This window comes from Pseudomonas sp. GM18 (genome assembly GCF_000282195.1).
In the GTDB taxonomy this organism is placed as follows: domain Bacteria; phylum Pseudomonadota; class Gammaproteobacteria; order Pseudomonadales; family Pseudomonadaceae; genus Aquipseudomonas.
In genome coordinates, this window is record NZ_AKJT01000022.1 from 192,817 (window position 1) to 216,587 (window position 23,771).

24 protein-coding genes and 1 pseudogene are annotated in these 23,771 nt (G+C 60.0%); 9 read left to right on the forward strand and 16 right to left on the reverse strand.

Features of this window, described 5'->3' with window-relative positions; all coding sequences use genetic code 11:
- Complete coding sequence (gene exbB / locus PMI21_RS23780; protein ID WP_007934589.1) at positions 1-942, reverse strand: tonB-system energizer ExbB; 942 nt, start codon at positions 940-942, stop codon at positions 1-3.
- A gap of 189 nt (positions 943-1,131) precedes the next feature.
- Between exbB and PMI21_RS23775 the strand changes: the two genes are divergently transcribed.
- Complete coding sequence (locus PMI21_RS23775) at positions 1,132-1,989, forward strand: SDR family oxidoreductase (protein ID WP_007934590.1); 858 nt, start codon at positions 1,132-1,134, stop codon at positions 1,987-1,989.
- A 140-nt stretch (positions 1,990-2,129) separates the two neighbouring features.
- Here the strand turns inward: PMI21_RS23775 and PMI21_RS23770 are convergent, their stop codons facing one another.
- The 6 genes from PMI21_RS23770 to PMI21_RS23745 all read right to left on the reverse strand — a co-directional run bounded on the left by PMI21_RS23770 (position 2,130) and on the right by PMI21_RS23745 (position 7,435).
- Entirely contained in the window at positions 2,130-2,870 is a 741-nt protein-coding gene (locus PMI21_RS23770; RefSeq protein ID WP_007934592.1) for a hypothetical protein, read from the reverse strand.
- A gap of 69 nt (positions 2,871-2,939) precedes the next feature.
- Positions 2,940-3,320: a RidA family protein gene (locus tag PMI21_RS23765; RefSeq protein WP_003177257.1), complete on the reverse strand. Its 381-nt coding sequence runs from the start codon at positions 3,318-3,320 to the stop codon at positions 2,940-2,942.
- A gap of 24 nt (positions 3,321-3,344) precedes the next feature.
- Entirely contained in the window at positions 3,345-5,450 is a 2,106-nt protein-coding gene (gene spoT / locus PMI21_RS23760; RefSeq protein ID WP_007934594.1) for a bifunctional GTP diphosphokinase/guanosine-3',5'-bis pyrophosphate 3'-pyrophosphohydrolase, read from the reverse strand.
- A 57-nt stretch (positions 5,451-5,507) separates the two neighbouring features.
- Entirely contained in the window at positions 5,508-5,771 is a 264-nt protein-coding gene (gene rpoZ, locus PMI21_RS23755; RefSeq protein WP_003177259.1) for a DNA-directed RNA polymerase subunit omega, read from the reverse strand.
- 167 nt (positions 5,772-5,938) lie between these two features.
- Positions 5,939-6,559 carry a guanylate kinase gene (gene gmk / locus PMI21_RS23750; RefSeq protein ID WP_003229498.1) on the reverse strand — a complete coding sequence of 207 codons (621 nt, stop codon included), beginning with the start codon at positions 6,557-6,559 and terminating at the stop codon, positions 5,939-5,941.
- Between the two features lie 12 nt (positions 6,560-6,571).
- A complete protein-coding gene (locus PMI21_RS23745; RefSeq protein WP_007934598.1) occupies positions 6,572-7,435 on the reverse strand; it encodes a YicC/YloC family endoribonuclease in 864 nt (287 codons plus the stop codon).
- 268 nt (positions 7,436-7,703) lie between these two features.
- Here PMI21_RS23745 and rph point away from each other — a divergent pair, with 268 nt between their 5' ends.
- On the forward strand, positions 7,704-8,426 hold the full coding sequence (gene rph / locus PMI21_RS23740) for a ribonuclease PH (protein WP_007934600.1): 723 nt from the start codon (positions 7,704-7,706) through the stop codon (positions 8,424-8,426).
- Positions 8,427-8,456: 30 nt separating this feature from the next.
- Positions 8,457-8,825: a DUF4870 domain-containing protein gene (locus tag PMI21_RS23735; RefSeq protein WP_007934607.1), complete on the forward strand. Its 369-nt coding sequence runs from the start codon at positions 8,457-8,459 to the stop codon at positions 8,823-8,825.
- A 90-nt stretch (positions 8,826-8,915) separates the two neighbouring features.
- On the opposite strand, the gene PMI21_RS23730 is transcribed toward PMI21_RS23735, so the two are convergent.
- Positions 8,916-9,695: an exodeoxyribonuclease III gene (locus tag PMI21_RS23730; RefSeq protein WP_007934608.1), complete on the reverse strand. Its 780-nt coding sequence runs from the start codon at positions 9,693-9,695 to the stop codon at positions 8,916-8,918.
- Between the two features lie 82 nt (positions 9,696-9,777).
- Here PMI21_RS23730 and pyrE point away from each other — a divergent pair, with 82 nt between their 5' ends.
- On the forward strand, positions 9,778-10,422 hold the full coding sequence (pyrE, locus tag PMI21_RS23725; protein ID WP_007934609.1) for an orotate phosphoribosyltransferase: 645 nt from the start codon (positions 9,778-9,780) through the stop codon (positions 10,420-10,422).
- Positions 10,423-10,540: 118 nt separating this feature from the next.
- On the opposite strand, the gene PMI21_RS23720 is transcribed toward pyrE, so the two are convergent.
- From PMI21_RS23720 to coaBC, 5 genes and pseudogenes are all read right to left on the reverse strand, one after another.
- Entirely contained in the window at positions 10,541-10,801 is a 261-nt protein-coding gene (locus PMI21_RS23720) for a hypothetical protein (protein ID WP_007934610.1), read from the reverse strand.
- Between the two features lie 195 nt (positions 10,802-10,996).
- On the reverse strand, positions 10,997-11,902 hold the full coding sequence (gene argB / locus PMI21_RS23715; protein WP_007934611.1) for an acetylglutamate kinase: 906 nt from the start codon (positions 11,900-11,902) through the stop codon (positions 10,997-10,999).
- A gap of 25 nt (positions 11,903-11,927) precedes the next feature.
- Positions 11,928-13,304 (reverse strand): annotated as a pseudogene (locus PMI21_RS23710) (phosphomannomutase/phosphoglucomutase); the annotation flags it as partial.
- A 342-nt stretch (positions 13,305-13,646) separates the two neighbouring features.
- Positions 13,647-14,102, reverse strand: coding sequence for a dUTP diphosphatase (gene dut, locus PMI21_RS23705; protein WP_007934613.1), 456 nt, complete (start codon positions 14,100-14,102; stop codon positions 13,647-13,649).
- A gap of 5 nt (positions 14,103-14,107) precedes the next feature.
- Positions 14,108-15,316 (reverse strand): bifunctional phosphopantothenoylcysteine decarboxylase/phosphopantothenate--cysteine ligase CoaBC, encoded by a 1,209-nt coding sequence (gene coaBC / locus PMI21_RS23700; protein ID WP_007934614.1) that lies wholly within the window; start codon positions 15,314-15,316, stop codon positions 14,108-14,110.
- Positions 15,317-15,451: 135 nt separating this feature from the next.
- On the opposite strand from coaBC, the gene radC reads away from it, so the two are divergent.
- On the forward strand, positions 15,452-16,126 hold the full coding sequence (gene radC / locus PMI21_RS23695) for a RadC family protein (RefSeq protein ID WP_007934616.1): 675 nt from the start codon (positions 15,452-15,454) through the stop codon (positions 16,124-16,126).
- Between the two features lie 70 nt (positions 16,127-16,196).
- Here radC and PMI21_RS23690 read toward each other — a convergent pair whose 3' ends face one another.
- Positions 16,197-17,783: an ABC transporter substrate-binding protein gene (locus tag PMI21_RS23690; RefSeq protein WP_007934618.1), complete on the reverse strand. Its 1,587-nt coding sequence runs from the start codon at positions 17,781-17,783 to the stop codon at positions 16,197-16,199.
- Positions 17,784-18,229: 446 nt separating this feature from the next.
- Here PMI21_RS23690 and rpmB point away from each other — a divergent pair, with 446 nt between their 5' ends.
- Positions 18,230-18,463 (forward strand): 50S ribosomal protein L28, encoded by a 234-nt coding sequence (rpmB, locus tag PMI21_RS23685; protein WP_007894701.1) that lies wholly within the window; start codon positions 18,230-18,232, stop codon positions 18,461-18,463.
- Between the two features lie 11 nt (positions 18,464-18,474).
- A complete protein-coding gene (rpmG, locus tag PMI21_RS23680; protein ID WP_003177274.1) occupies positions 18,475-18,630 on the forward strand; it encodes a 50S ribosomal protein L33 in 156 nt (51 codons plus the stop codon).
- A gap of 84 nt (positions 18,631-18,714) precedes the next feature.
- Here rpmG and PMI21_RS23675 read toward each other — a convergent pair whose 3' ends face one another.
- Positions 18,715-19,077 carry a cupin domain-containing protein gene (locus tag PMI21_RS23675; RefSeq protein ID WP_007934620.1) on the reverse strand — a complete coding sequence of 121 codons (363 nt, stop codon included), beginning with the start codon at positions 19,075-19,077 and terminating at the stop codon, positions 18,715-18,717.
- Positions 19,078-19,313: 236 nt separating this feature from the next.
- Here PMI21_RS23675 and PMI21_RS23670 point away from each other — a divergent pair, with 236 nt between their 5' ends.
- Positions 19,314-20,807: an aldehyde dehydrogenase gene (locus tag PMI21_RS23670; protein ID WP_007934621.1), complete on the forward strand. Its 1,494-nt coding sequence runs from the start codon at positions 19,314-19,316 to the stop codon at positions 20,805-20,807.
- 184 nt (positions 20,808-20,991) lie between these two features.
- Positions 20,992-22,134, forward strand: a complete 1,143-nt coding sequence (locus PMI21_RS23665; protein WP_007934622.1) for an MFS transporter — start codon at positions 20,992-20,994, stop codon at positions 22,132-22,134.
- A 28-nt stretch (positions 22,135-22,162) separates the two neighbouring features.
- On the opposite strand, the gene PMI21_RS23660 is transcribed toward PMI21_RS23665, so the two are convergent.
- Entirely contained in the window at positions 22,163-23,731 is a 1,569-nt protein-coding gene (locus tag PMI21_RS23660; protein WP_033063812.1) for a phospholipase D family protein, read from the reverse strand.
- Positions 23,732-23,771: the final 40 nt, after the last annotated feature.

The following is a 23,771-nucleotide window of genomic DNA, read 5'->3' on the forward strand; positions in this document are numbered from 1 at the left end:
TTACCCCACTTTCACCATGTGCGGTTGCGAGCTGCGCTCGGGCGGCTGGTGGTCGAGGTCACGACTGACCAGCAGCAGGACTTCTGCCGAGGCGTCGGACACTTGCGCCTTGTAACCGGCGATGGAGCGGGCGAAGACGTTGTAGATAACCACCGCAGGAATCGCTGCAACCAGACCCAGCGCGGTCGCCAGCAGGGCTTCGGCGATGCCGGGGGCCACGACGGCGAGGTTGGTGGTCTGGGTTTTGGCGATGCCGATGAAGCTGTTCATGATGCCCCACACGGTGCCGAACAGGCCGACGAACGGCGCGGTGGAACCGATGGTGGCCAGCACGCCGGTGCCGCTGCTCATGTTGCGACCGCAGGCGGCAACCAGGCGCTCGAGGCGGAAGCTCACGCGTTCCTTGATGCCTTCTTTCTCGCGGCTGTTGGCCGACAGGCGCATTTCTTCCAGCGCGTCGTGGACCAGCAGGTTGGCGAGGGTGCCTTCCTTGGCCGCTGTCGAGCTGGCTTCTTTAAGGGTGGCGGCTTTTTTCAGGTGGACGATTTCAGCGCGCAGACGACGCTTGGCGCCCATCAGCTCGAAGCCCTTGGCGATCCAGATAGTCCAGGTGATGATCGAGGCGATGGCCAGGCCGATCATCACGATCTTCACGATAATATCGGCGTTCTGGTACATGCCCCACGGCGACAGGTCGTGGGCCATGCCCAGCGAGTTGTCGGCTTCGAGAACTTGCGGCATGTCAGCGGCGTCTACGGCCTGGACTGGATCGGTCGCGGCAGATGCGGCTGGTGTTTGAGCGGCAGCAGGCTGTGTGGCCGGCGCTTGTGCGTCGGCGAATGCGGCGGTCGGCGCCAGCATCAGGCTGAGCAGCAGGGCGGCCACCGCGCTCCAGGCGCGAGGTCGTTTGGTTGGCGAAGCGGAGAGTTGATTGCGTGTCATGCTGGCCGGACCTGAGAGGAAAAGACGGTAAGTGTTCTTCCAGGCCTCGTAAGGCCGAGAACAAAAGTGGCTGGCATTATTGCAATTAATTCTTGTTAACAAAAGTAATAGCGTCTCTTTTTTTCCTCCATTGCTAGCTGCTCATCCATTTCGGGCGCTAGTCTGTACCTTTCTTGAGGGAGTTTTCTGATGTCCGCGCCTTCTGTTTTGATCGCCGGCTGCGGTGATGTCGGCAGCCGTCTGGCTACGCAATTGTTGAATTCGGGGTGGGAGGTTCACGGCTTGCGGCGTGACGTCTCACGCCTACCCCAAGGGGTGATTGGCGTTGCCGGTGACTTGTTCAATAAAGACTGCCCGGCGACCTGGCCAATCGGGGCGGTGGATTACCTGGTGTATTGCGCGGCGGCTACCGATCACGATGAGGCCGGATACCGCGCCGCTTATATTCAGGGTTTGCAGCACGTGCTGGAATGGCTGGGCGACTACGGGCAAGTGCCCAATCGGCTGCTATTCGTTTCCAGCAGCAGTGTTTACGGCCAGCAAGAGGGCGAGTGGGTCGACGAGAATTCGCCGACCGTGGCGGCTGGCTATTCAGGGCGTGTGATGCTGGAAGCCGAGCAAGTGGCGCGTGATAGTGGCATCCCGGCCAGCATCGTGCGTCTGACCGGCATTTATGGTCCGGGTCGAGAGTGGCTGCTGACTCAGGTTCGTCGCGGTTATCGCGTGGCGATCGATCCGCCGTTGTATGCCAACCGCATTCACGTCGATGACGCGGCGGGGTTGCTGGCGTTTCTGCTTGAGGCGGATCGGCGTGGAGTGGCGCTGGATGATGCTTATATAGGTGTCGATGATGCGCCCGCGCCAATGGCAGAGGTGGTGGGCTGGTTGCGTGAGTACCTGGGCGTGACCGAATGGGCCGATGACGCCAGTGTGCGTCGTGCCGGCAGCAAGCGCTGCAGCAATGCTCGGGCGAAGGCGTTGGGCTGGACGCCGAAGTATTCGAGTTTCCGCGAGGGCTATCCCGCGATTCTTGAAGGTCGCTGCTGACTTCCAGTTACCCCAAAACAACTGTGGGAGCGAGCCTGCTCGCGATGGCGGTTTAACAATCAACGATGATGTTGAATGTTATGGCCTCATCGCGAGCAGGCTCGCTCCCACATGGGTTCTGCGTTGGCCTTAGGGCCGGGTTACTGCTTCTTGAGCAACCATTTGCGCTCGCCGGGGGCAAACTGCGGCATCTCGTCCGCCAAGGCGGTGTTCACGGCCTGAAAGAGCTCCAGTTCCTTGCCTTTGCGGGCGAAGATCCAGGTATTGCCCTGGCCATTGTGTTGCAACCAGATGTTGTCGTTGCCGATGCTCATCGATGCGCAATCGCCGGTCAGGCACAGGGCGTAACGGTCGGCGCCGGGCAGGCCGGACACTTGGCCATCGGCCTGAAACTGCACGGTGCCACCTTCGCCTGGGCCGTTGATGATTTTCCAGCTGCCGCCCATGTAGGCCGAGTACAGCGCACGCTCAAAGCTGGCACCGATCGGTGCCCCGTCCGGGACCGGGATCTGGGCTCGGTCGAAAAGCTGTTCTGGTTCGTTTTCGCTGGCGACTTGGTGCAGTTGCTTGCCATCACGCTTCAGCTCGCTGGCGGAGCTGCCATAAAAATCGACTTTCCAGGCGCCGGATTCTTCGCCCAGCAGCTTGCCTTCGACGTTTTCAAAACCATTGGTGTAGCGCGCCTGACCGGCTCTGGTGTTGACGTCCCATTCCAGGTTCGGGCCATAGGCCTGGAGCGCTTCACGCAGGGAGCCGCCTTTGGAGGCAGCATCGATCGCCGCCTGATTGATCCAGGTGCCGCTGATGTCGCGGTCGGCAGGGTTGCTGGCACATCCGCCCAAGAGTAGGGCGACCAGCGAGAGAGCTAGCGCGTGGCGCATGGTGGAATCCTTTCAGAACCCTTTGTACAAGATCAGTCGGCGCAGCCTCGCAAGGCTGCGCCGGACACATTACTCGATGACCAGAATGGCATCCATTTCAACCTGCGAACCCTTTGGCAGGGCTGCTACGCCGATGGCGGCGCGGGCTGGGTAAGGCTGGTCGAAGTACTTGCCCATGATCTCGTTGACCTTGGCGAAGTGGCTCAGGTCGGTGAGGAAAATGTTCAGTTTGACGATGTCCTTGAACGAACCACCGGCAGCTTCAGCCACGGCTTTGAGGTTCTCGAACACCTGGACGGTCTGGGCTTCGAAGCCTTCGACCAGTTCCATGGTTTTTGGGTCCAGAGGAATCTGACCCGACATGTACACGGTGTTGCCAGCCTTGATCGCCTGGGAGTAAGTACCGATGGCGGCCGGGGCCTTGTCGCTGTTGATAACGGTCTTGGTCATGTATGACTCCTTGTGAAGGGTGGGCTACGCGCGCATGCGGGTGATGCGGATCACCCCGGTCAGGGCGCGCAGTTTCTTGATCACGCGGGCCAGGTGCACGCGGTCGTGCACGCTGACCACCAGTTGGACCACGCTGATACGACCGTCGCGTTCGTCCATGCTGATTTTTTCGATGTTGCCGTCGGCCGCGTTGACACTGCTGGCCAGCAGGGCGATCAGGCCGCGCTGGTGTTCCAGTTCGACGCGCAGCTCGACGTTGAATTCGCCGGTGACATCCTTGGCCCACGAGAGCTGGATGCATTTTTCCGGGTTGTGGCGGATTTCGCTGATGTTGCGGCAGTTATCCAGGTGCACCACCATCCCTTTGCCGGCGGACAGATGGCCAACAATCGGGTCGCCAGGGATCGGTGTGCAGCACTTGGCGTAACTGAGCACCAGGCCTTCGGTGCCGCGAATGGCCAGCGGACCTTCCGGGCTCGGCAGCTGTTCGCCTTCGCCGAGCAAGCGGCGGGCGACCACATAAGCCATGCGATTGCCCAGGCCGATGTCTTCGAGCAGGTCTTCAATCAGTTCCAGGCGGTATTCGTGGAGCATCAACTGCACGCGCTCGGCCGGGACTTTTTCCAGCGAGCTGTCGAAACCGTTGAGCACCTTGTTCAGCAGGCGTTCGCCGAGGCTGATGGATTCGGAGCGGCGTTGCAGCTTAAGCGCATGGCGGATGTGGGTCCGCGCCTTGCCGGTGACTACGAAGTTGAGCCATGCCGGGTTCGGCCGCGCGCCGGGGGCACTGACGATCTCGACCGTGGAGCCGCTTTGCAGCGGTTCGGACAGTGGCGCGAGACGGCGGTTGATCCGACAGGCAATGCAGCTGTTGCCCACGTCGGTGTGCACCGCGTAAGCGAAGTCGACCGCCGTGGAGCCTTTGGGCAGCTCCATGATCCGGCCCTTGGGCGTGAACACGTAGACCTCGTCCGGGAACAGGTCGATCTTCACGCTCTCGATGAATTCCAGCGAGTTGCCGGCTCGTTGCTGCATCTCCAGCACGCCTTTGACCCACTGGCGGGCGCGGGCGTGAGTGCCTTTGGGCTGTTCGTCGCCGCTGGATTTGTACAGCCAATGGGCGGCGATGCCGTTGTTGGCCATCTCTTCCATTTCACGGGTGCGGATCTGGATCTCGATCGGCACACCGTGCATGCCGAACAGCGTGGTATGCAGCGACTGGTAGCCGTTGGCCTTGGGGATCGCGATGTAATCCTTGAAGCGTCCCGGCAACGGTTTGTACAAATTATGCACAGCACCCAGCACGCGGTAGCAGGTGTCGACCTTGTCGACGATGATCCGGAACGCGTAGACGTCCATGATCTCGTTGAAGGCCCGACGCTTGCCGCGCATTTTCTTGTAGATGCCGTAGAGGTGTTTCTGACGACCGCTGACCTCGCCCTGGATGCCGTCGATGGCCAGGCAGTGGCTGAGGGACTCTTCGATCTTGTTGACGATTTCCTTGCGGTTGCCCCGGGCGCGCTTGACCGCCTGGTTGATCCGCGCGGAACGCATCGGGTGCATGGCCTTGAAGCCGAGGTCTTCGAATTCTATGCGGATGGCGTGCATGCCCAGCCGGTTGGCAATGGGCGCATAGATTTCCAGGGTTTCCTTGGCGATCCGCCGGCGCTTTTCGCCGGACAACACTTCCAGGGTGCGCATGTTGTGCAGGCGGTCGGCCAGCTTGACCAGGATCACGCGAATGTCGCGTGCCATGGCCATGGCCATTTTCTGGAAGTTTTCGGCCTGGGCTTCGGCCTTGGTCTCGAAGTTCATCTGGGTCAGTTTGCTGACCCCGTCGACCAGTTCGGCCACGGTTTCGCCGAACTGCGCTTGCAGCGCTTCCTTGGCAATACCGGTGTCTTCGATCACGTCATGCAGCATTGCAGCCATCAGGCTCTGATGGTCCATGTGCATGTCGGCAAGAATATTCGCCACCGCAAGAGGATGCGTGACGTACGCCTCACCGCTGCGGCGGCGTTGGCCGTCGTGGGCTTGTTCGGCGTAGAAGTACGCTCGGCGGACCAGGTTGACCTGGTCCTTGCCGAGGTAGGTCGATAAGCGATCGGCGAGGGCGTCTATGCTCGGCATGATGACACCTGCCGTTTGCTATGACCCCGCGCCGTGCTACGTCGACCAGGCATGGCCTTATACTGCCTCGTTGGACTCGTCCTCGAACGCTGCGAACAGCGGTTCGTCTTCGACGATTTCAGCGTTGGCGATGAACTCATAGCTCATCAGGCCTTCAGCGATTTCACGCAGCGCTACAACTGTAGGCTTGTCGTTTTCCCACTGAACCAGGGGCTCTTTGCCACCGGTGGCCAGTTGACGGGCACGCTTGGTAGAGAGCATGACCAGCTCAAAGCGGTTTTCCACGTGTTCTAGGCAGTCTTCAACGGTTACGCGGGCCATGGTATTCCTCGGAGCGAATGCAATATGCGCGCTGCCCGGTTGGGCGAGCGGACTCAACAGTTTAAAAAATCACCAGCGATTAGGGAAGCGCTGATTTTTTGACCAGGCTCTTCAACGCGCTATAAGCACCAATGTAAAGCCCTTGCAGCAGTTTTGGGAAGAGCTGATTAGCCGAGCAATTCAGCCAGCAATTTGCCGAAACGCACCTGTTGGCGTTTCTGCTGCAGCTGATTGGCGCGGAAAATCGCCTTCAGATCGTCCAGTGCGTGGGCGAAATCGTCGTTGATGATCAGGTAGTCGTATTCGACGTAATGGCTCATCTCGCTGACGGCTTCACGCATCCGGCCGTCGATGATCTCGTCGCTGTCCTGGCCGCGGTTGGTCAGGCGCTGGTGCAGGGCCTGGAGCGACGGCGGCAGAATGAAAATCGAGCGTGCCTGCGGCATCAGCTTGCGCACTTGCTCGGCGCCTTGCCAGTCGATTTCAAGGATCAGGTCGTGACCTTCGTCCAGTGTCTGCTGCAGGCGGCTTTGCGAGGTGCCGTAAAAGTTGCCGAAGACTTCGGCGCGTTCGAGGAAGTCGCCGTGCTCGCCCATCTTCACGAACTCTTCGCGGGTCACGAAGTGGTAGTTCACGCCGTCCACTTCACCCGGACGCATGGCACGGGTGGTGTGGGAAATCGATACGCGAATCTCCGGATTGGCGTCGGTCAGGGCCTTTACCAGACTGCTCTTGCCCGCGCCCGAAGGTGCGGAAATGATGTACAGGGTGCCGGTACTGTGGGTCATGTCAGGTTTGCCTTACTCAATATTCTGCACTTGTTCGCGCATCTGCTCGATCAACACCTTGAGGTTGACCGCCGCTTGGGTGCTGCGCGGGTCGAAGGCTTTGGAGCCCAGTGTGTTGGCTTCGCGGTTGAGCTCCTGCATCAGGAAGTCCAGGCGCCGACCGGCAGCGCCGCCGGATTTGAGCACCCGGCGAACTTCGATGATGTGGGTGCTCAGGCGATCCAGTTCTTCGGCGACGTCGCTCTTTTGCGCGAGCATGACCATTTCCTGCTCCAGGCGCTGCGGGTCGAGGTCGGCCTTCATGTCGGTGAAACGGTCGAGGACTTTCTGGCGCTGAGTGGCGAGCATCTGCGGGACCAGCTCACGCAGGATCACCACATCTTCCTCAATGGACGTCAGGCGCTCGTTGATCAGCCGCGCCAGCTCCGCGCCTTCGCGCTCGCGGCCGGCCTTGAGTTCTTTCAGACCTTGGTTGAACAGCGCCAGGGCTTCGGCATTCAGCGCTTGCGGGTCGGCGGCGTCGGCCACCAGCACGCCGGGCCAGGCCAGGACTTCCAGCGGGTTCAGCGCGGCGGGGTTCTTGATCAGGCTGGCGACGGTCTCGGCGGCAGCGACCAGTTGCGCGGCGCGCTCGCGGTCCACTTGCAGCGGTTTGCCAGTGCTTTCTTCGGTGAAACGCAGGGTGCATTCGAGCTTGCCCCGGGAAATGCCCTGGCGCAGGGCTTCGCGGACCGCGCCCTCGAGGTCGCGGAAAGATTCCGGCAGGCGCAGATGGGGTTCCAGGTAGCGGCTGTTGACCGAGCGCAGCTCCCAGCTCAGGGTGCCCTGGACGCCGGCTTTCTCGACGCGGGCGAAGGCGGTCATGCTGTGCACCATGGAGGTACCTCGCAATGCAGGTCGGCGCGTAACCCATGGTTCGCGGACCCGCTATCTGTGAATTAAAGCCGACAGGCAGCAAAGGCGCAGGATTGTAGCGCAGTGGGGCGGATGCGCCCAATCACACGCTGTGACAATGAGCTGCAGGCCGTCGGCTACGCTCTATTCAGAGCTTTCAATCGTCGGGCGAATTTTTTAGAAGTGCCCACTTGCGGCCCACGGCTCTATAATGCTCGGCAGTTTTCCGTCCCCCGTACAGGTAATCCCTATGAAACGTCCAAGTGGTCGCGCTGCCGATCAGCTCCGCTCGATCCGCATTACCCGCAACTACACCAAACACGCCGAGGGGTCTGTACTGGTCGAGTTCGGTGATACCAAGGTCATCTGCACCGTCAGCGTCGAGAACGGCGTGCCGCGTTTCCTCAAGGGCCAGGGCCAGGGCTGGTTGACCGCTGAATACGGCATGCTGCCGCGCGCCACCGGCGAGCGTAACCAGCGTGAAGCGAGCCGCGGCAAGCAAGGCGGCCGCACCCTGGAAATCCAGCGTCTGATCGGCCGTTCCCTGCGCGCTGCGCTGGACATGTCCAAGCTGGGCGACGTCACCCTGTACGTCGACTGCGACGTGATCCAGGCTGACGGCGGCACCCGCACCGCGTCCATCACCGGCGCCATGGTTGCACTGGTCGATGCGTTGAAAGTGATCAAGAAGCGCGGCGGCCTCAAGGGTGGCGACCCGCTCAAGCAAATGATCGCTGCCGTTTCGGTGGGCATGTATCAGGGCGAGCCTGTGCTTGACCTCGACTACCTGGAAGACTCGGCTGCCGAGACGGACCTCAACGTGGTGATGACCAGCACCGGTGGCTTCATCGAAGTCCAGGGCACTGCCGAAGGCGCGCCGTTCCAGCCGGAAGAGCTGAACGCGATGCTGGCACTGGCGAAGAAAGGCATGATCGAGATTTTCGAACTGCAGAAGGCTGCACTGGCTGACTGATTGTTTTGATGCCCGGCAAAGGAGAGCGCCATGAGTGATGAACAGCAGTTGCTGCCCACACCGAGCCCCGAGGCTCGCCAGTGGGCGATGTTTTGTCACCTCTCGGCGTTTCTCGGTGTCTGGTTTCCATTCGGTCACCTGATCGGGCCGCTGATACTCTGGCAGTGGAAGCGTGAAGCCGATCCGTTCATCGACGCCCAAGGCAAAGAAGCGCTGAACTTTCAGATCACCGTGGCCCTGGTCTCGGGTATCTGTTACGTGCTGATGCTGGTATTGATCGGTTTTGCGCTGTTGCCGCTGGTGCTGATCGGGGCGATGGTGCTGTGCATCATTGCCGGGCTCAAGGCCAATGACGGGGTGCCTTACCGCTATCCCTTCACCTGGCGGTTGATCAAGTAACAGCCAGCAAAATCCCCACAGAAAGCAGAAATCAGCGCGCACAAAAAAGCCGACAGCAATGTCGGCTTTTTTGCATCTGCGAAAAGACGCTTAAATCGTCAGCGTCCAGTCGTAGTCCACGATCAGCGGTGCGTGCTGCGAGAACCGTGGCTGACGCGGCAGGCGCGCGCTGCGTACGAAGCGGCGCAGGCCAGGGGTCAGCAACTGGTAGTCGAAACGCCAGCCCAGGTTGAGCATCTCGGCCTGTTCGTTGTCCGGCCACCAGCTGTACTGGTCGCCTTCGCGGCTGACTTCCCGCAGGGCGTCGACATAACCCATGTTGCCGACAATCTCGTCCATCCAGGCACGCTCAGGCGCCAGGAAGCCCGGGGATTGCTGGCTGTCGCGCCAGTTCTTGATATCCAGCTTCTGTTGCGCCACGTACAGCGAGCCACAATAAATGTACTCGCGACGTTTGCGCCGCTGTTTATCCAGATAACGGGCGAAGTCGTCCATTAGCTTGAACTTCTGGTTCAAGTCTTCATCGCCATTCTGCCCCGAAGGGAGCAGCAAGGTCGCGATGCTGACCTTGTCGAAATCGGCTTGCAGGTAGCGCCCGTAGCGGTCGGCCGTCTCGAAGCCGAGACCGCTGATGACAGCCTTCGGTTGCAACCGCGAGTACAAAGCCACGCCACCTTGGGCGGGAACTTCGGCTTCGCAGGCATAAAGGAAGTAGCCATCCAGTTGGAAGGCTGGGTCGTCCAGTTCAAAGGCGGAGGCGCGGGTGTCCTGCAGGCAGATGACGTCGGCATTCTGTGCTTGCAGCCAACTGAGCAAACCACGCTCGACTGCAGCCTGAATACCATTGACGTTCACACTGATGATCCGCATAAGTGGCCCCAAAAATCGCGTGCGGGTATGATACACGGCGTCTACCTAATTAGCTAAATCCGTGGTATTTGGGGTTTTTTTCATGCAAGCGTATCAACGCGATTTCATTCGTTTTGCCATCGATCGCGGCGTTTTGCGCTTCGGTGAGTTCACCCTGAAGTCCGGGCGCACCAGTCCATACTTCTTCAATGCCGGCCTGTTCAACTCAGGTTCGGCCCTGGCGCAGCTGGGCCGTTTCTACGCGGCAGCCATCGTCGAGAGCGGTATTTCCTTCGACGTACTGTTCGGCCCGGCCTACAAAGGCATCCCGTTGGCGGCGACCACCGCCGTGGCGCTGGCCGAACATCACGACCGTGACCTGCCATGGTGCTTCAACCGCAAGGAAGCCAAGGCACACGGCGAAGGCGGCAGCCTGGTCGGCGCGCCATTGACCGGCGACGTGCTGATCATCGACGACGTGATCACCGCGGGCACCGCCATCCGTGAAGTGATGCAGATCATCGCTTCCCAGGACGGCGCCAAAGCTGCCGGTGTGCTGATCGCCCTGAACCGTCAGGAGCGTGGCAACGGTGAATTGTCGGCCATCCAGGAAGTGGAACGTGACTTCGGCATTCCGGTGATCAGCATCGTTTCGCTGAACCAGGTGCTGGAGTTCCTGGCTGACGATCCGCAGCTCAAGCAGCATTTGCCTGCTGTAGAAGCCTATCGCGCCCAGTTCGGCGTGTAACCACACTTCCCCTGTGGGAGCGGGCAAGCCCGTTCCCGCAGGGATCGCAGGCAGCAAAAGACCCCGCTCAGCAAGTTGAGCGGGGTCTTTTGTTTATATATGGTCCAGCCCCCCAGGATTATTTTTTGCTGGTGCTGCTGAATGTCTCGGACTTTTTGATCCCGGTGGGTTTATTGGTTTTCTCCGGGTACGGATCAGCCGCAGCATCGCCCTGACCAGTCAGAATTTTCCAGCCATGACGGGTGTGTGCGGTTTTGCGCAATTGCGGGCAGGGCGGCATCGATGTTTTGCCCTGATTCGAGTATTCGTGACCGCAATCGACACAGGCATAGGTGCCAGGTGAAACATCGCTGCCGTAAGGGACGTAGTCTTTTTGCATGGTAAATCTCCTGTAGGTACAGAGAAGATCCTATGCAGATTGCTTCCATCGTGATGTCGGACGTTTCGCTCGATCAGGTCAGGCATTTCCGGCGCGCATAAAAAAGATCGCAGACTTCGTCAGCTCCTACAGGTCTTTCGTACATCCGAAATCCGTAGGTGCTGCCGAAGGCTGCGATCTTTTTAAGGTTTTGAATCAGGGACGCTTGCGATTGCTGATCAGCGTACCCACACCGGTGTCAGTGAAAATTTCCAGCAGAATTGCATTTGGCACTCGACCATCGATGATCAGCGAGCTGCCTACGCCGCCCTGTACCGCTTCCAGTGCGCAACGGATCTTCGGCAGCATGCCGCCGTAGATGGTGCCATCGGCGATCAGATCGTCGACTTGCTGGGTGCTCAGGCCGGTCAGAACCTTGCCGGATTTGTCCATCAGACCGGCAATGTTGGTCAGCAGCATCAGCTTTTCAGCTTTCAGTGCCTCGGCCACTTTCCCGGCCACCAGGTCGGCGTTGATGTTGTACGACTCGCCGTTGGCACCGACGCCGATTGGCGCGATCACCGGGATGAAATCACCTTTGACCAGCAGGTTCAGCAAGTCGGTGTTGATGCCGACTACTTCGCCGACATGGCCGATGTCGATGATTTCCGGGGTGGTCATCTCCGGCGTCTGGCGGGTGACGGTGAGCTTCTTCGCGCGAATCAGCTCGGCGTCTTTACCGGTCAGGCCGATAGCGCTGCCGCCGTGACGGTTGATCAGGTTGACGATGTCCTTGTTGACCTGGCCGCCGAGGACCATTTCCACCACGTCCATGGTCGCGGCGTCGGTGACGCGCATGCCATCGACAAAGTGGCTCTCGATCGACAGTCGCTTGAGCAGGTCGCCGATTTGCGGGCCGCCACCGTGAACCACCACCGGGTTAATGCCGACGGCTTTCATCAGCACGATGTCGCGAGCGAAGCCGGTTTTCAGCTCCTCGCTTTCCATCGCGTTGCCGCCGTATTTGATCACCAGCGTCTTGCCGACATAGCGGCGAATGTAAGGCAGCGCTTCGGACAGGACTTTGGCGGTGTTGGCGGCGGCTTCGCGTTCGAGGGTCATTCAGGGCTCCGGGTGCTTCAATAGATCAAAACGGTAATTGGAGATCAGGTGCAACGCGCTTCAGCTGGACGTGGAACACATCCTTGATGCGCTGCAATTCAGCCTCGTCATCGGCCTCGAAGCGCAGCACCAGCACCGGTGTGGTGTTGGAGGCGCGAACCAGGCCCCAGCCTTTGGCATAGTCGACTCGCACGCCGTCAATGGTGGTCAGGTCGGCGCCTTCACCCCACTGTGCGTCGTGCAATGCATCAATGATGCTGAATTTGCTCTCTTCGGTCACATGGATATTGATTTCCGGCGTAGAAATATCGTTCGGGAAGGTCGCGAACAACTCTTCTGCGGTGGATTTCTCTTTGCTGAGGATCTCCAGCAGCCGCGCGGCGCTGTAAATGCCGTCGTCGAAACCGAACCAGCGCTCCTTGAAGAAGATATGCCCGCTCATTTCGCCGGCCAACAGGGCGCCGGATTGTTTCATTTTCTTTTTGATCAGCGAGTGACCTGTTTTCCACATCAGCGGACGACCACCGTATTCCTTGATCAGCGGGATCAGGCGGCGGGTGCATTTGACGTCGAAGATGATTTCCGCGTCGGGGTTGCGTGCTACCACATCCTTGGCGAACAGCATCAGCAGGCGGTCCGGGAACACGACGCTGCCGGTGTTGGTGACCACGCCCACGCGGTCGCCGTCGCCGTCGAAGGCCAGGCCCAGGTCAGCGTTGGTTTCCTTGACCTTGGCAATCAGGTCTACCAGGTTTTCCAGCTTGCCCGGGTCCGGGTGATGGTTCGGGAAGTTGCCATCGACTTCGCAGAACAGTGGGATGACTTCGCAGTTCAGGGCTTCGATCAGTTGTGGGGCAATCACACCGGCCGCGCCGTTACCGCAATCGACCACGACTTTCAGGCGGCGGGCGAGCTTGATGTCCTGAACGATTTCAGTGTTGTAGCGATCGAGGATCTCGACCTTGGTGATGCTGCCCTTGCCGCTGCTCAGGTTGTTGGTCTTGAGGCGGTCGTGCAAGGCCTGGATCTGTTCGTTGGCCAGGGTATCGCCGGCAATGACGATCTTGAAACCGTTGTAATTCGACGGGTTGTGGCTGCCGGTGAGCATCACCCCGGATTTGCCGGCCAGTACGTTGGCGGCGTAGTACAGCGCAGGCGTTGGCACCAGGCCGACGTCGCTGACGTGGCAACCGCTGTCGGCCAGGCCCTGAATCAGTTGTTCCACCAGTTCCGGGCCAGACAGGCGACCGTCGCGGCCGACAGACACATTGGGTTCGCCCTGGGCCAGGCTCTGGGAACCGATGGCGCGACCGAGCCAATAAGCGGTTTCAGCGTTCAAGAATTCCGGGACGGTGCCACGAATGTCGTAGGCGCGGAAGATGCTGTCGGGGAACTTGGGTGCGACTTGGGCTGGGGTGCTCATCTGTAGGAATGCTCCATCTTGAAAGTGGCTGGACCTGCCGGCGAAAAACTCGTCGGCAGGCTCAAACTGAAGGGTATGACGGTGTTTTCCGCAGAGAGTTCGTGGTGCGAAAAGGCCATGCCACCAATGTCGACCAGTATTGAGTCGATCAATGCCTTGATTTTCAGTGGTAAACCTTCCAGATGACGTCTATGTGATTTGTGGCGAGGGAGCTTGCTCCCGCTTGAGTGCGCAGCACTCACAAAGTCGGCAATGGTTGCCAGAATCGTGGGGCCGCTACGCTTTCCAGCGCGAGCAAGCTCGCTCGCCACAGAGGGCATATCAGTGACTGCCGGAATGTCCGAACCCGCCGGTGCCGCGCTGGGTTTCGACGAACTCTTCGACCATTTCGAAGTGCGCTTGAACCACTGGTACCAGAACAAGTTGTGCGAGGCGTTCGCCAACGACCATGTTGAAATCGGTCTGGCCACGGTTCCAGCACGACACCATCAGTGGGCCCTGGTAATCGGAGTCGATCAGGCCGACCAGGTTGCCCAGCACGATGCCGTGCTTATGGCCCAGGCCCGAGCGCGGCAGAATCAAGGCCGCCAGGCCCGGGTCGCCGATATACACCGACAGGCCGGTAGGGATCAGCAGGGTTTCGCCCGGCTTGATGATGGTGTCTTTTTCCAGCATGGCGCGCAGGTCGAGGCCGGCGGAACCTGGCGTGGCGTACTGCGGCAGCGGAAATTCGCTGCCGATGCGGGGGTCGAGGATCTTGGCTTGCAAAGCGTGCATGTAAATTAAACCTGGTTCAGACGTTCGGCGATAAAAGTGATCAGCTGGCGGGCAATCTTGCCCTTGCTGGTCTGGGCGAAAAGTGTGGCGTGTAACTGGCGATCGATCACGCTGCAGGCGTTTTCTTCACTGTTGAAGCCAATGCTCGGGTTGGCGACGTCGTTGGCGACGATCAGATCGAGGTTCTTGTCTTTCAACTTGCGGGCAGCGTAGTCGAGCAGGTGTTCGGTTTCGGCGGCAAAGCCGACACTGAACGGACGGTCGGGACGGGTGGCGATGGTGGCCAGGATGTCTGGGTTGCGCACCATTTGTAGCAACAAGCCGTCGCCGCTCGTAGGGTCTTTCTTGAGTTTCTGTGGGGCCACGACTTCCGGGCGGTAGTCCGCGACCGCTGCCGAGGCGATAAACAAGTCGCATGGAATCGCGGCTTCACAGGCAGCGAGCATGTCGCGGGCGCTGACTACGTCGATGCGCGTGACGCGATCCGGGGTCGGCAGGTGCACGGGACCTGTAATCAGGGTCACGCGGGCGCCGGCTTCCACCGCGGCTTCGGCCAGGGCAAAGCCCATCTTTCCGGAGCTGTGGTTGGTGATGTAGCGCACCGGGTCGATGTTTTCCTGGGTCGGGCCGGCGGTGATCAGCACGTGCTTGCCGGTCAGCGCCTGGCGCTGGAAGCAGTCTGCCGCGCACTGGGCGAGGTCGGTGGCTTCGAGCATGCGGCCCATGCCGACGTCGCCGCAGGCCTGGCTGCCGGAAGCCGGGCCGAAGACTTTGAGGTCGCGGCTTTCGAGGGTCTGCAGGTTGGCCTGGGTCGCCGGGTCGCGCCACATGGCCTGATTCATCGCCGGCGCCACGGCGACCACTGCGTCGGTGGCCAGCACCAGCGTGGTCAGCAGGTCGTCGGCAATGCCTTGGGCCAGGCGGGCGATCAGGTCCGCGGTGGCAGGGGCAATCAGCACCAGATCGGCCCATTTGGCCAGTTCGATGTGGCCCATGGCGGCTTCGGCCGCCGGGTCCAGCAGGTCCAGGTGGACCGGGTGCCCGGACAGGGCCTGCATGGTCAGCGGGGTAATGAATTCGCTGCCGCCACGGGTCATGACCACGCGCACTTCGGCGCCCTGATCGATCAGGCGGCGAACCAGCTCGGCGCTCTTGTAGGCAGCGATGCCGCCGCCGACGCCCAGAACGATGCGTTTCCGATACAGCCGCTGCATAGGTCTGCCTTTCATTTCGTTGATGACTGCATGGCGATACCCCCTCCCCAGGGGTGAAATCGCCCGCAAAAAAGATGGGCTACGATATCACAGCGACCGCTACGGAACAGCGGCGCCCACAGACATGGAGGTGTTATGAGCATTCGCGATTGGCCAGCGGCGGAGCGACCGCGGGAGAGGTTACTTGAGTTGGGTTCGGCGAGTCTTTCCGACGCCGAGTTGCTAGCGATTTTTTTACGTACCGGTGTATCGGGTAAAAGTGCAGTAGATCTGGCACGACATCTGTTGAATCAGTTTGGCAGCCTGCGTTCGCTGCTCGAGGCCGATCAAGCTGCGTTCAGCAGGCAATTGGGGCTCGGGCCGGCGAAATTCGCTCAGTTGCAAGCGGCACAGGAAATGGGCAGGCGGCATTTAGCCGAACGTGCGCGCCAAAAATCGGCGCTGGAAAATCCGCAGGCGGTTCGTGATTACTTGAAGTCGATGCTGCGCCACGAGCCTCACGAGGTATTCGGGTGTCTGTTTTTGGATTCAAAACATCAAGTGCTGACCTTTGAAGTGCTGTTTCGCGGCTCCATCGACAGTACCAGTGTCTATCCAAGACAAGTGGTTAAACGCGCTTTGGCCCACAACGCCGCAGCCTTGATCCTCTGCCACAACCATCCGTCGGGTAACTCCAACCCCAGTCAAGCCGACCGGATGCTGACCAAGCGCCTGCAAGAAGCGCTGGACCTGATCGATGTGCGGGTACTCGACCATTTCATTGTCGGTGAAGGCGATCCGTTATCCATGGCCGAGTACGGGTGGATGTGAGGGGGAAGTGGGTAAATGAGTTTCTGTGGGAGCGAGCAGGCTCGCTCCCACAGTTTTTTTGGCGACTCGATTACTTGAGGTTGACCTTGGAGTAATCCTGGCGACCAAACGGGCTGACTGAGTAACCCTCGACGTCTTTGCGCGTCAGGGCGAAGGCCGTCGGGTGGGCCAGTGGCAGCCACAATGCCTGTTGCTGGATCTGCGCCTGGGCCTGTTCGTAGAGCTTGGTGCGCACACCTTGCTCGCCGGTGGTCTTGCCGGCGCTGATCAGCTTGTCCAGATCCTGGTTGCAGTAACGGGCGAAGTTGGTGCCGGATTTGACCGCCGCGCAGGAAAATTGCGGCGTGAGGAAGTTGTCCGGGTCACCGTTGTCGCCGGCCCAGCCCATGAACAGCAGGTCGTGCTCGCCGGCCTTGGCGCGGCGAATCAGTTCGCCCCATTCGATCACGCGGATCTCGGCCTGAATGCCGATTTCCGCCAGGTCGGACTGAAGCAATTGCGCGCCGAGGCTCGGGTTGGGGTTCAGCAGACTGCCGGAAGGGCGAGTCCAGATAGTGGTCTGGAAACCGTTCTTGAGCCCGGCCTTGGCCATCAATGCCCGGGCTTTCTCGACATCATGCGGGTAGCCCGGCAAGTTTTTGGCATAGCTCCAGGTATTGGGCGGGTAGGGCCCATTGGCAGGCTCGGCGGTGTCTTCGAATACGGCCTTGAGGTAGTTGGCCTTGTCGAACGCCAGGTTGATTGCCTGGCGCACTTCCGGCTTGTCCAGCGGCGGATGCTGGCTGTTGATGCCGACGAATGCGGTCATGAAGGCGTCAGTCTTTTCCACCTTCAGGGTCGGCTCCTGCTTCGCAGTCTGTACGTCCAGCGGTTTGGGCGACAGGGCGATCTGGCACTCGTTGCGGCGCAATTTCTGCAGGCGCACGTTGGCGTCCGGGGTGATCGCGAAGATCAACGGGTCCACCGATGGCTTGCCCTGGAAGTAGTCGCGGTTGGCCTTATAGCGAATCGAGGCATCTTTCTGGAAACGCGTGAAGATGAACGGGCCGCTGCCGATCGGCTGGCTGTTGAGCTTCTCCGGAGTGCCGGCCTTCATCAGTTGGTCGGCGTACTCGGCCGAATAGATCGAGGCGAAGCCCATGGTCAGGGTCGGCAGGAACGTCGAGTCTGGGTGATCGAGGGTGAAACGGATGGTGAGTGGGTCCAGGGCGTCGATCTTCTTGATCAGCGTCGGTAACTGCATCGACTGAGCGTGCGGGAAGCCGCTCTGGGCGATTTTGTGCCACGGGTTTGCCGGATCAAGCATGCGGTCGAAACTGAATTTCACGTCTTCGGCGGTCAGGTCGCGCGTCGGGCTGAAATACTCGGTGCGGTGAAATTTCACCTGCGGATGCAATTTGAAGACGTAGGTCAGGCCGTCGGGCGTGACGTCCCAGCTGTCCGCGAGGCTGGCGACCACTTTGCCGCTGGCCGTGTCGAAGTCCACCAGGCGGTTCATCATCACGTCGGCTGAGGCGTTGGTGGTGGTCAACGAATTGTATTGCACCACGTCGAACCCTTCCGGGCTGGCCTCGGTGCAGACGCTCAGGGCGGCGGCAAAGGCCTGTGGGCTCAGCAGAAGCGGGGCGAGCAACAGTGGTAGGGCAGCGAGGCGCATGGTCGGATTCCTTTACAGATCGAAGGCCCATCTGCAAGTGCAGTCTGGAAAAGGCTTACCCTAGTGGGCTCTTTTGCAAATGACTATCCCCTTTTTCATTTTGAGGGGAGTATGGGCGATTGCTTTCGGTGAGTGACGGTTGAGAAAAACCCTGAATTGGCCCGTTGGCCGATTCTCTGCGACGAGCGGTCGCTATCGGGCTTAGCCTTTGTCCAAGGCATTCGACGCCCGAAAAACAGGTTTTTTATCAACTCAATGCACACCGGTTGTTGTTGCTCTCTGGTCTTTCTGGTATAAAGCAGCGCTCTTTTCTAGGGGCCCGGTTCCTTCACTGTAGGTGTAGCCGGTAAGACCTCTAAAGAAACGCGGCGCCTGGCGCCAAATGACTGAGAGATTAAGCGGCCAACCCATGCCGGGTTGGGCATGTGGTTTTAGAGGGCTGAGGCATGTCGAGAGTATGTCAAGTTACCGGTAAGGGTCCGGTGACTGGGAATAACATTTCCCACGCAAACAACAAAACCCGTCGTCGTTTCCTGCCGAACCTGCAGCATCACCGCTTCTGGGTTGAAGAAGAGAAACGTTTCGTGCGTCTGCGCGTATCTGCCAAAGGCATGCGTATCATCGACAAGCGTGGCATCACTGTCGTGCTGGCCGAAATCCGCAAAGCTGGCAAGATCTAAGGGAGCTAATCATGCGTGAATTGATTCGTTTGATTTCGAGCGCCGGTACTGGTCACTTCTACACTACCGACAAGAACAAGCGCACTACTCCGGACAAAATCGAGATCAAGAAATATGATCCGGTTGTTCGCAAGCACGTGATCTACAAAGAAGGCAAAATCAAGTAATTGATTTTTCCTCCTTATGAAAAAGGCCCGTATCGCGAGATACGGGCCTTTTTTGTTGACTGTCGGTTCAAGCGGCACAAACCCTCAAGCCTTCTGTTCAAACACCACATAAATCTTGCGGCACGGCTCCAACACTTCCCAGGTGCCTTTGAAGCCAGCCGGAATCACGAAGCGATCACCCGCGCGCAGGGTCTTGGCGGCGCCGTTGTCATCGCGCAGCACTGACACCCCCTGAACGATTTCGCAGTATTCGTGTTCGGTGTAGTTCACCCGCCACTGACCGACTTCGCCCTCCCAGACACCTGCACTCATCTGTCCGCACGGGCTGTTGTAGTGGTTGTACACCGCTTGCTCGGGGTCACCCTTGAGGACTTTCGCCGGGTCTGGCCGATAGCGATCGGGCTGGGTGGTGGCCTGACTGAAATCGACGATATCCTGAATGCTCATGCTGGTATTCCCCCGTGATTACGGCGCGACTGGCTGGAAAATTGAAAGTCTATGTTTATTAAAATGAACATCGCAAGGCCGTTTAACGGCCTTATGTCAAATATATTGAAACTTCACCCGCCGCTGGTTTAGGGTAACGGTTGCCTTGAGCCGAAAAGCAGGCTGGCCGGGCAGAATTCCTGACAGCACCCGCGAAGAGAGCGGGCGCTCGTATTCAATAAGAGGAGGACACTCGTATGACCACCCTGACTCGTGCCGACTGGGAACAACGGGCTCGCGATCTGAAGATCGAAGGCCGCGCCTACATCAATGGCGAATACACCGATGCAGTCTCCGGTGAAACGTTCGAGTGCATCAGCCCTGTCGATGGCCGTCTGCTGGGCAAGATTGCCAGCTGTGACGCCGCCGACGCCCAGCGCGCAGTGGAAAACGCTCGCGCCACATTCAATTCCGGCGCCTGGTCGCGCCTGGCGCCGACCAAACGCAAAGCCACCATGATTCGTTTTGCCGGCCTGCTGAAACAGCACGCCGAAGAGCTGGCCCTGCTCGAAACCCTGGACATGGGCAAGCCGATCAGCGATTCCCTGTACATCGACGTTCCTGGCGCGGCACAAGCCCTGAGCTGGAGCGGTGAGGCCATCGACAAGCTCTACGACGAAGTCGCCGCCACCCCGCACGATCAGCTGGGGCTGGTGACTCGCGAGCCGGTCGGTGTGGTCGGTGCGATCGTGCCGTGGAACTTCCCGTTGATGATGGCCTGCTGGAAACTCGGCCCGGCGTTGTCCACCGGTAACTCAGTGATCCTCAAGCCTTCCGAAAAATCGCCGCTGACGGCTATTCGCATTGCAGCGCTGGCGGTTGAAGCCGGTATCCCGAAAGGTGTGCTGAACGTGCTGCCGGGCTACGGTCACACCGTCGGCAAGGCCTTGGCCCTGCACAATGACGTCGACACCCTGGTGTTCACCGGCTCGAGCAAGATCGCCAAGCAACTGCTGATCTACTCCGGCGAATCGAACATGAAGCGCGTCTGGCTTGAAGCCGGTGGCAAGAGCCCGAACATCGTGTTCGCCGATGCGCCGGACCTGCAAGCCGCCGCCGAATCGGCTGCCAGCGCCATTGCCTTCAACCAGGGCGAGGTCTGCACAGCCGGTTCGCGCCTGCTGGTCGAGCGTTCGATCAAAGACAAATTCCTGCCATTGGTGATCGAAGCCCTCAAGGCCTGGAAGCCGGGCAATCCGCTGGACCCGGCAACCAACGTCGGTGCACTGGTGGATACCCAGCAGATGAACACCGTGCTGTCCTACATTGAATCCGGTCACACCGATGGCGCCAAACTGGTGGCCGGCGGTAAACGCATTCTTCAGGAAACCGGTGGCACTTACGTTGAGCCGACGATTTTCGATGGCGTGAGCAACGCGATGAAAATTGCTCAGGAAGAAATCTTCGGTCCGGTGTTGTCGGTCATCACCTTCGACAGCGCTGAAGAAGCCATCCAGATCGCCAACGACACGCCGTACGGTCTCGCCGCTGCGGTATGGACCAAGGACATCTCGAAAGCTCATCTGACCGCCAAGGCTTTGCGTGCCGGTAGTGTCTGGGTCAACCAGTACGACGGCGGCGACATGACCGCGCCGTTCGGTGGCTTCAAACAGTCCGGCAACGGTCGCGACAAGTCGCTGCATGCGTTCGACAAATACACCGAGCTGAAGGCGACCTGGATCAAGTTGTAAGCAAGTGAGGGAGCCCGGTAGTCAATCGGGCTCCTGAACGACGCAGATCCCTTGTGGGAGCGGGCTTGCTCGCGAAGGCGCCGTAACAGCCAGCGATGACGTTGGATGTGAAGGCCTCTTCGCGAGCAATCCCGCTCCCACACTGTTTTGCGCTGTACATAAAATATCCACAGGAGCGTGGAACATGCGTTGGGCGACTTATTTCGCCGTCTTGGCATCTGTCTTGAGTGTCGGCCTGGCTCTGGGCGTCAGCATGCCGTTGGTATCGCTGCGCCTGGAAGGCTGGGGTTACGGCTCGTTCGCGATCGGCGTGATGGCGGCGATGCCGGCCATTGGCGTACTGCTGGGGGCGAAGATCTCCAGCCATCTCGCGGCCCGTCTTGGCACGGCCAATCTGATGCGCCTGTGCCTGTGGGCCGGGGCGGTGTCCATCGGCTTGCTGGCGCTGTGGCCGAGCTACCCGATCTGGCTGGTGTTGCGGTTGATGATCGGGGTGATCCTGACACTCGTCTTCATCCTTGGTGAAAGCTGGATCAACCAACTGGTGGTCGAGCAATGGCGGGGGCGACTGGTGGCGCTGTATGGCAGCAGCTATGCGCTGAGTCAGCTGGCCGGACCGTTGCTGTTGGGGGCGTTGGGCACCGAGCACGATTACGGTTTTTGGGTTGGCGTCGGCTTGCTGATGACGGCACCGTTCCTGCTGCTGGGCCGTAGCGGAGCGCCCACCAGTGAGGCCTGCAGCGTGACCCTCAACGACTTGCTGAACTTCTGCCGTGGCCTGCCGGCCATTGCCTGGGCGGTGTCGCTGTTTGCCGCGTTCGAAGCGATGATCCTGACCTTGTTGCCGGTCTACTGCCTGCGTCAGGGCTTCACGACGGAAATCGCCCTGGCGATGGTCAGCACGGTGGTGGTCGGTGATGCCTTGCTGCAATTGCCGATTGGCGCGCTGGCTGATCGCTTGTCGCGGCGTACGTTATTCACTGGTTGTGCAATGCTTTTGCTGCTGTCGAGCCTGGCGATTCCAATGCTAATTGATACGTTGCTGATCTGGCCGCTGTGGGTGTTGTTTGGCGCCAGTGCCGGCGGTCTGTTCACCTTGTCGCTGATCCTGATCGGTGAGCGTTATCGCGACGATGCGCTGGTGCGGGCCAATGCCCATATCGCGCAGCTGTGGGGGATCGGTTGCCTGATCGGGCCGTTGGCGGCCGGTGCCGGGAGCCAATGGATCAGCGGGCATGCCTTGCCGTTGCTGATGGCGGCGGGTGCATTGGGGTTGGTGATTCTGGTGTCGCGGCAAGGGGCGTTTGGGGCGGTGCAGCCGGCATAGATCAAAAGATCGCAGCCTGCGGCAGCTCCTACAGCATCTTTTCCAGGCCGATCGTGCTGCTAAGCCACGAATTGAAATGCCGCCACCAACCCCCTGGTTCCTGAGTCAATGTGTGCTGTTTGCCGTCGTCTTCGGTGACCCAGACCATCTGACCCTTTTCCAGCCTGGCCTGATAACTGAGGGCCGGCGCCATCCCCTCCAGCGCCAGTTCGCGCACACGCCCGGCGAGTTGCGGGCTGTCCACCAGCACCCCGACTTCGGTGTTCCACAGCACCGAGCGTGGGTCGAAATTGAACGAGCCGATGAAGGCTTTCTGTTGGTCGAAGATCATCGCCTTGCTGTGCAGGCTGGAGTCGGAGCTACGGTAGGACCCGCTGTGGAACGGGCTCGATCCGCCGTCACCGTTGTCGCCGGGCTGGCGGCGCAATTCGAACAACTGCACGCCATGCTCCAGCAACGTTTTGCGATAAGGCGCGTAACCACCGTGCACGGCGGGTACATCGGTGGCTTCCAGTGAGTTGGTCAGCAAACGGATCGACACCCCGGCATCGGCGCGATCGGTCAGGTACACCAGCCCTGGTTGGCCGGGTACGACGTAGGCCGAGATCATGATCAGCTCTTTGCTGACCCCATTGAGTTCAGGTGCCAACTGGGTGGTCAGCAGCAAGTGCGGGTCAGGTTCGCCGTCGGACAGCACCTTGCTCGGTGCGTCCCACAGCGCCTGGTTCGAAGCCCAGATCAGTTCCCGGCGCCAGACGTCCAGGCGCGGATGAGTGGTGTAGGTCATCAGCTGTTGATAGAGCGCGTGATTCTGTTTGCGCGTTTCCTCGAGGGATTCGTCCAGTCGGGTCCGAGTATTTCTCAGGTCCCTGGCGGTCGGCTTGCTCGAGAGAAACTGCTCGATCGGCTTGCTCAAAGCGCTGTTCCAGTACTGATCGAAGCTGTGCCCCAGCTGTTCTGCAACCGGGCCGACGCTGAGCATGTCGATGTCAGTGAAATTCAGTTTGGGCTCGGCATCGAAGTACTCATCCCCCAGGTTACGCCCGCCAACGATTGCCGCGCTGTTGTCCGCTACCCACAGTTTGTTGTGCATGCGCCGGTGTTGCAGCGATACGTTGAACAACCTGCCCATGGTTCGCGTGACGCCGGTGCTGCGGCCCAGGTGCAGCGGGTTGAACACGCGAATATGTATCTGCGGATGCGCGGCCAGGGTCGCGATGATCCGGTCCAGGCCATCGCTGGTGGTGTCGTCGAGCAGAATCCGCACCCGCACGCCACGGTCGGCGGCGTTGAGCAGCTCGTTTATCAGTATCCGTGTGCTGATCCCGTCATGGACGATGTAGTACTGCAAATCGAGGCTGCTTTGTGCGTGGCGAATCAGCTCGGCACGGGCGGTGAACGCCTCCGTGCTATCGGACAGCAAGCGAAAACCCGACTGGCCTTTATGAGGCGCGGCCTGGGCCTGGATCGAACGACCGAATGCCGAGTCCGCCGCAGGCAGGGCCTGGCTCGGTTCGCGAGGGACGTGGAGTGTCGTGCAGCCGCCCAGGAACGAGGCGAGTAACAGCATAGCAAGCAGGGGCTGTCTGATTCTCACGGGGAATGTTCCAGTGGCGGCCGTTGTTTGCATATGGACG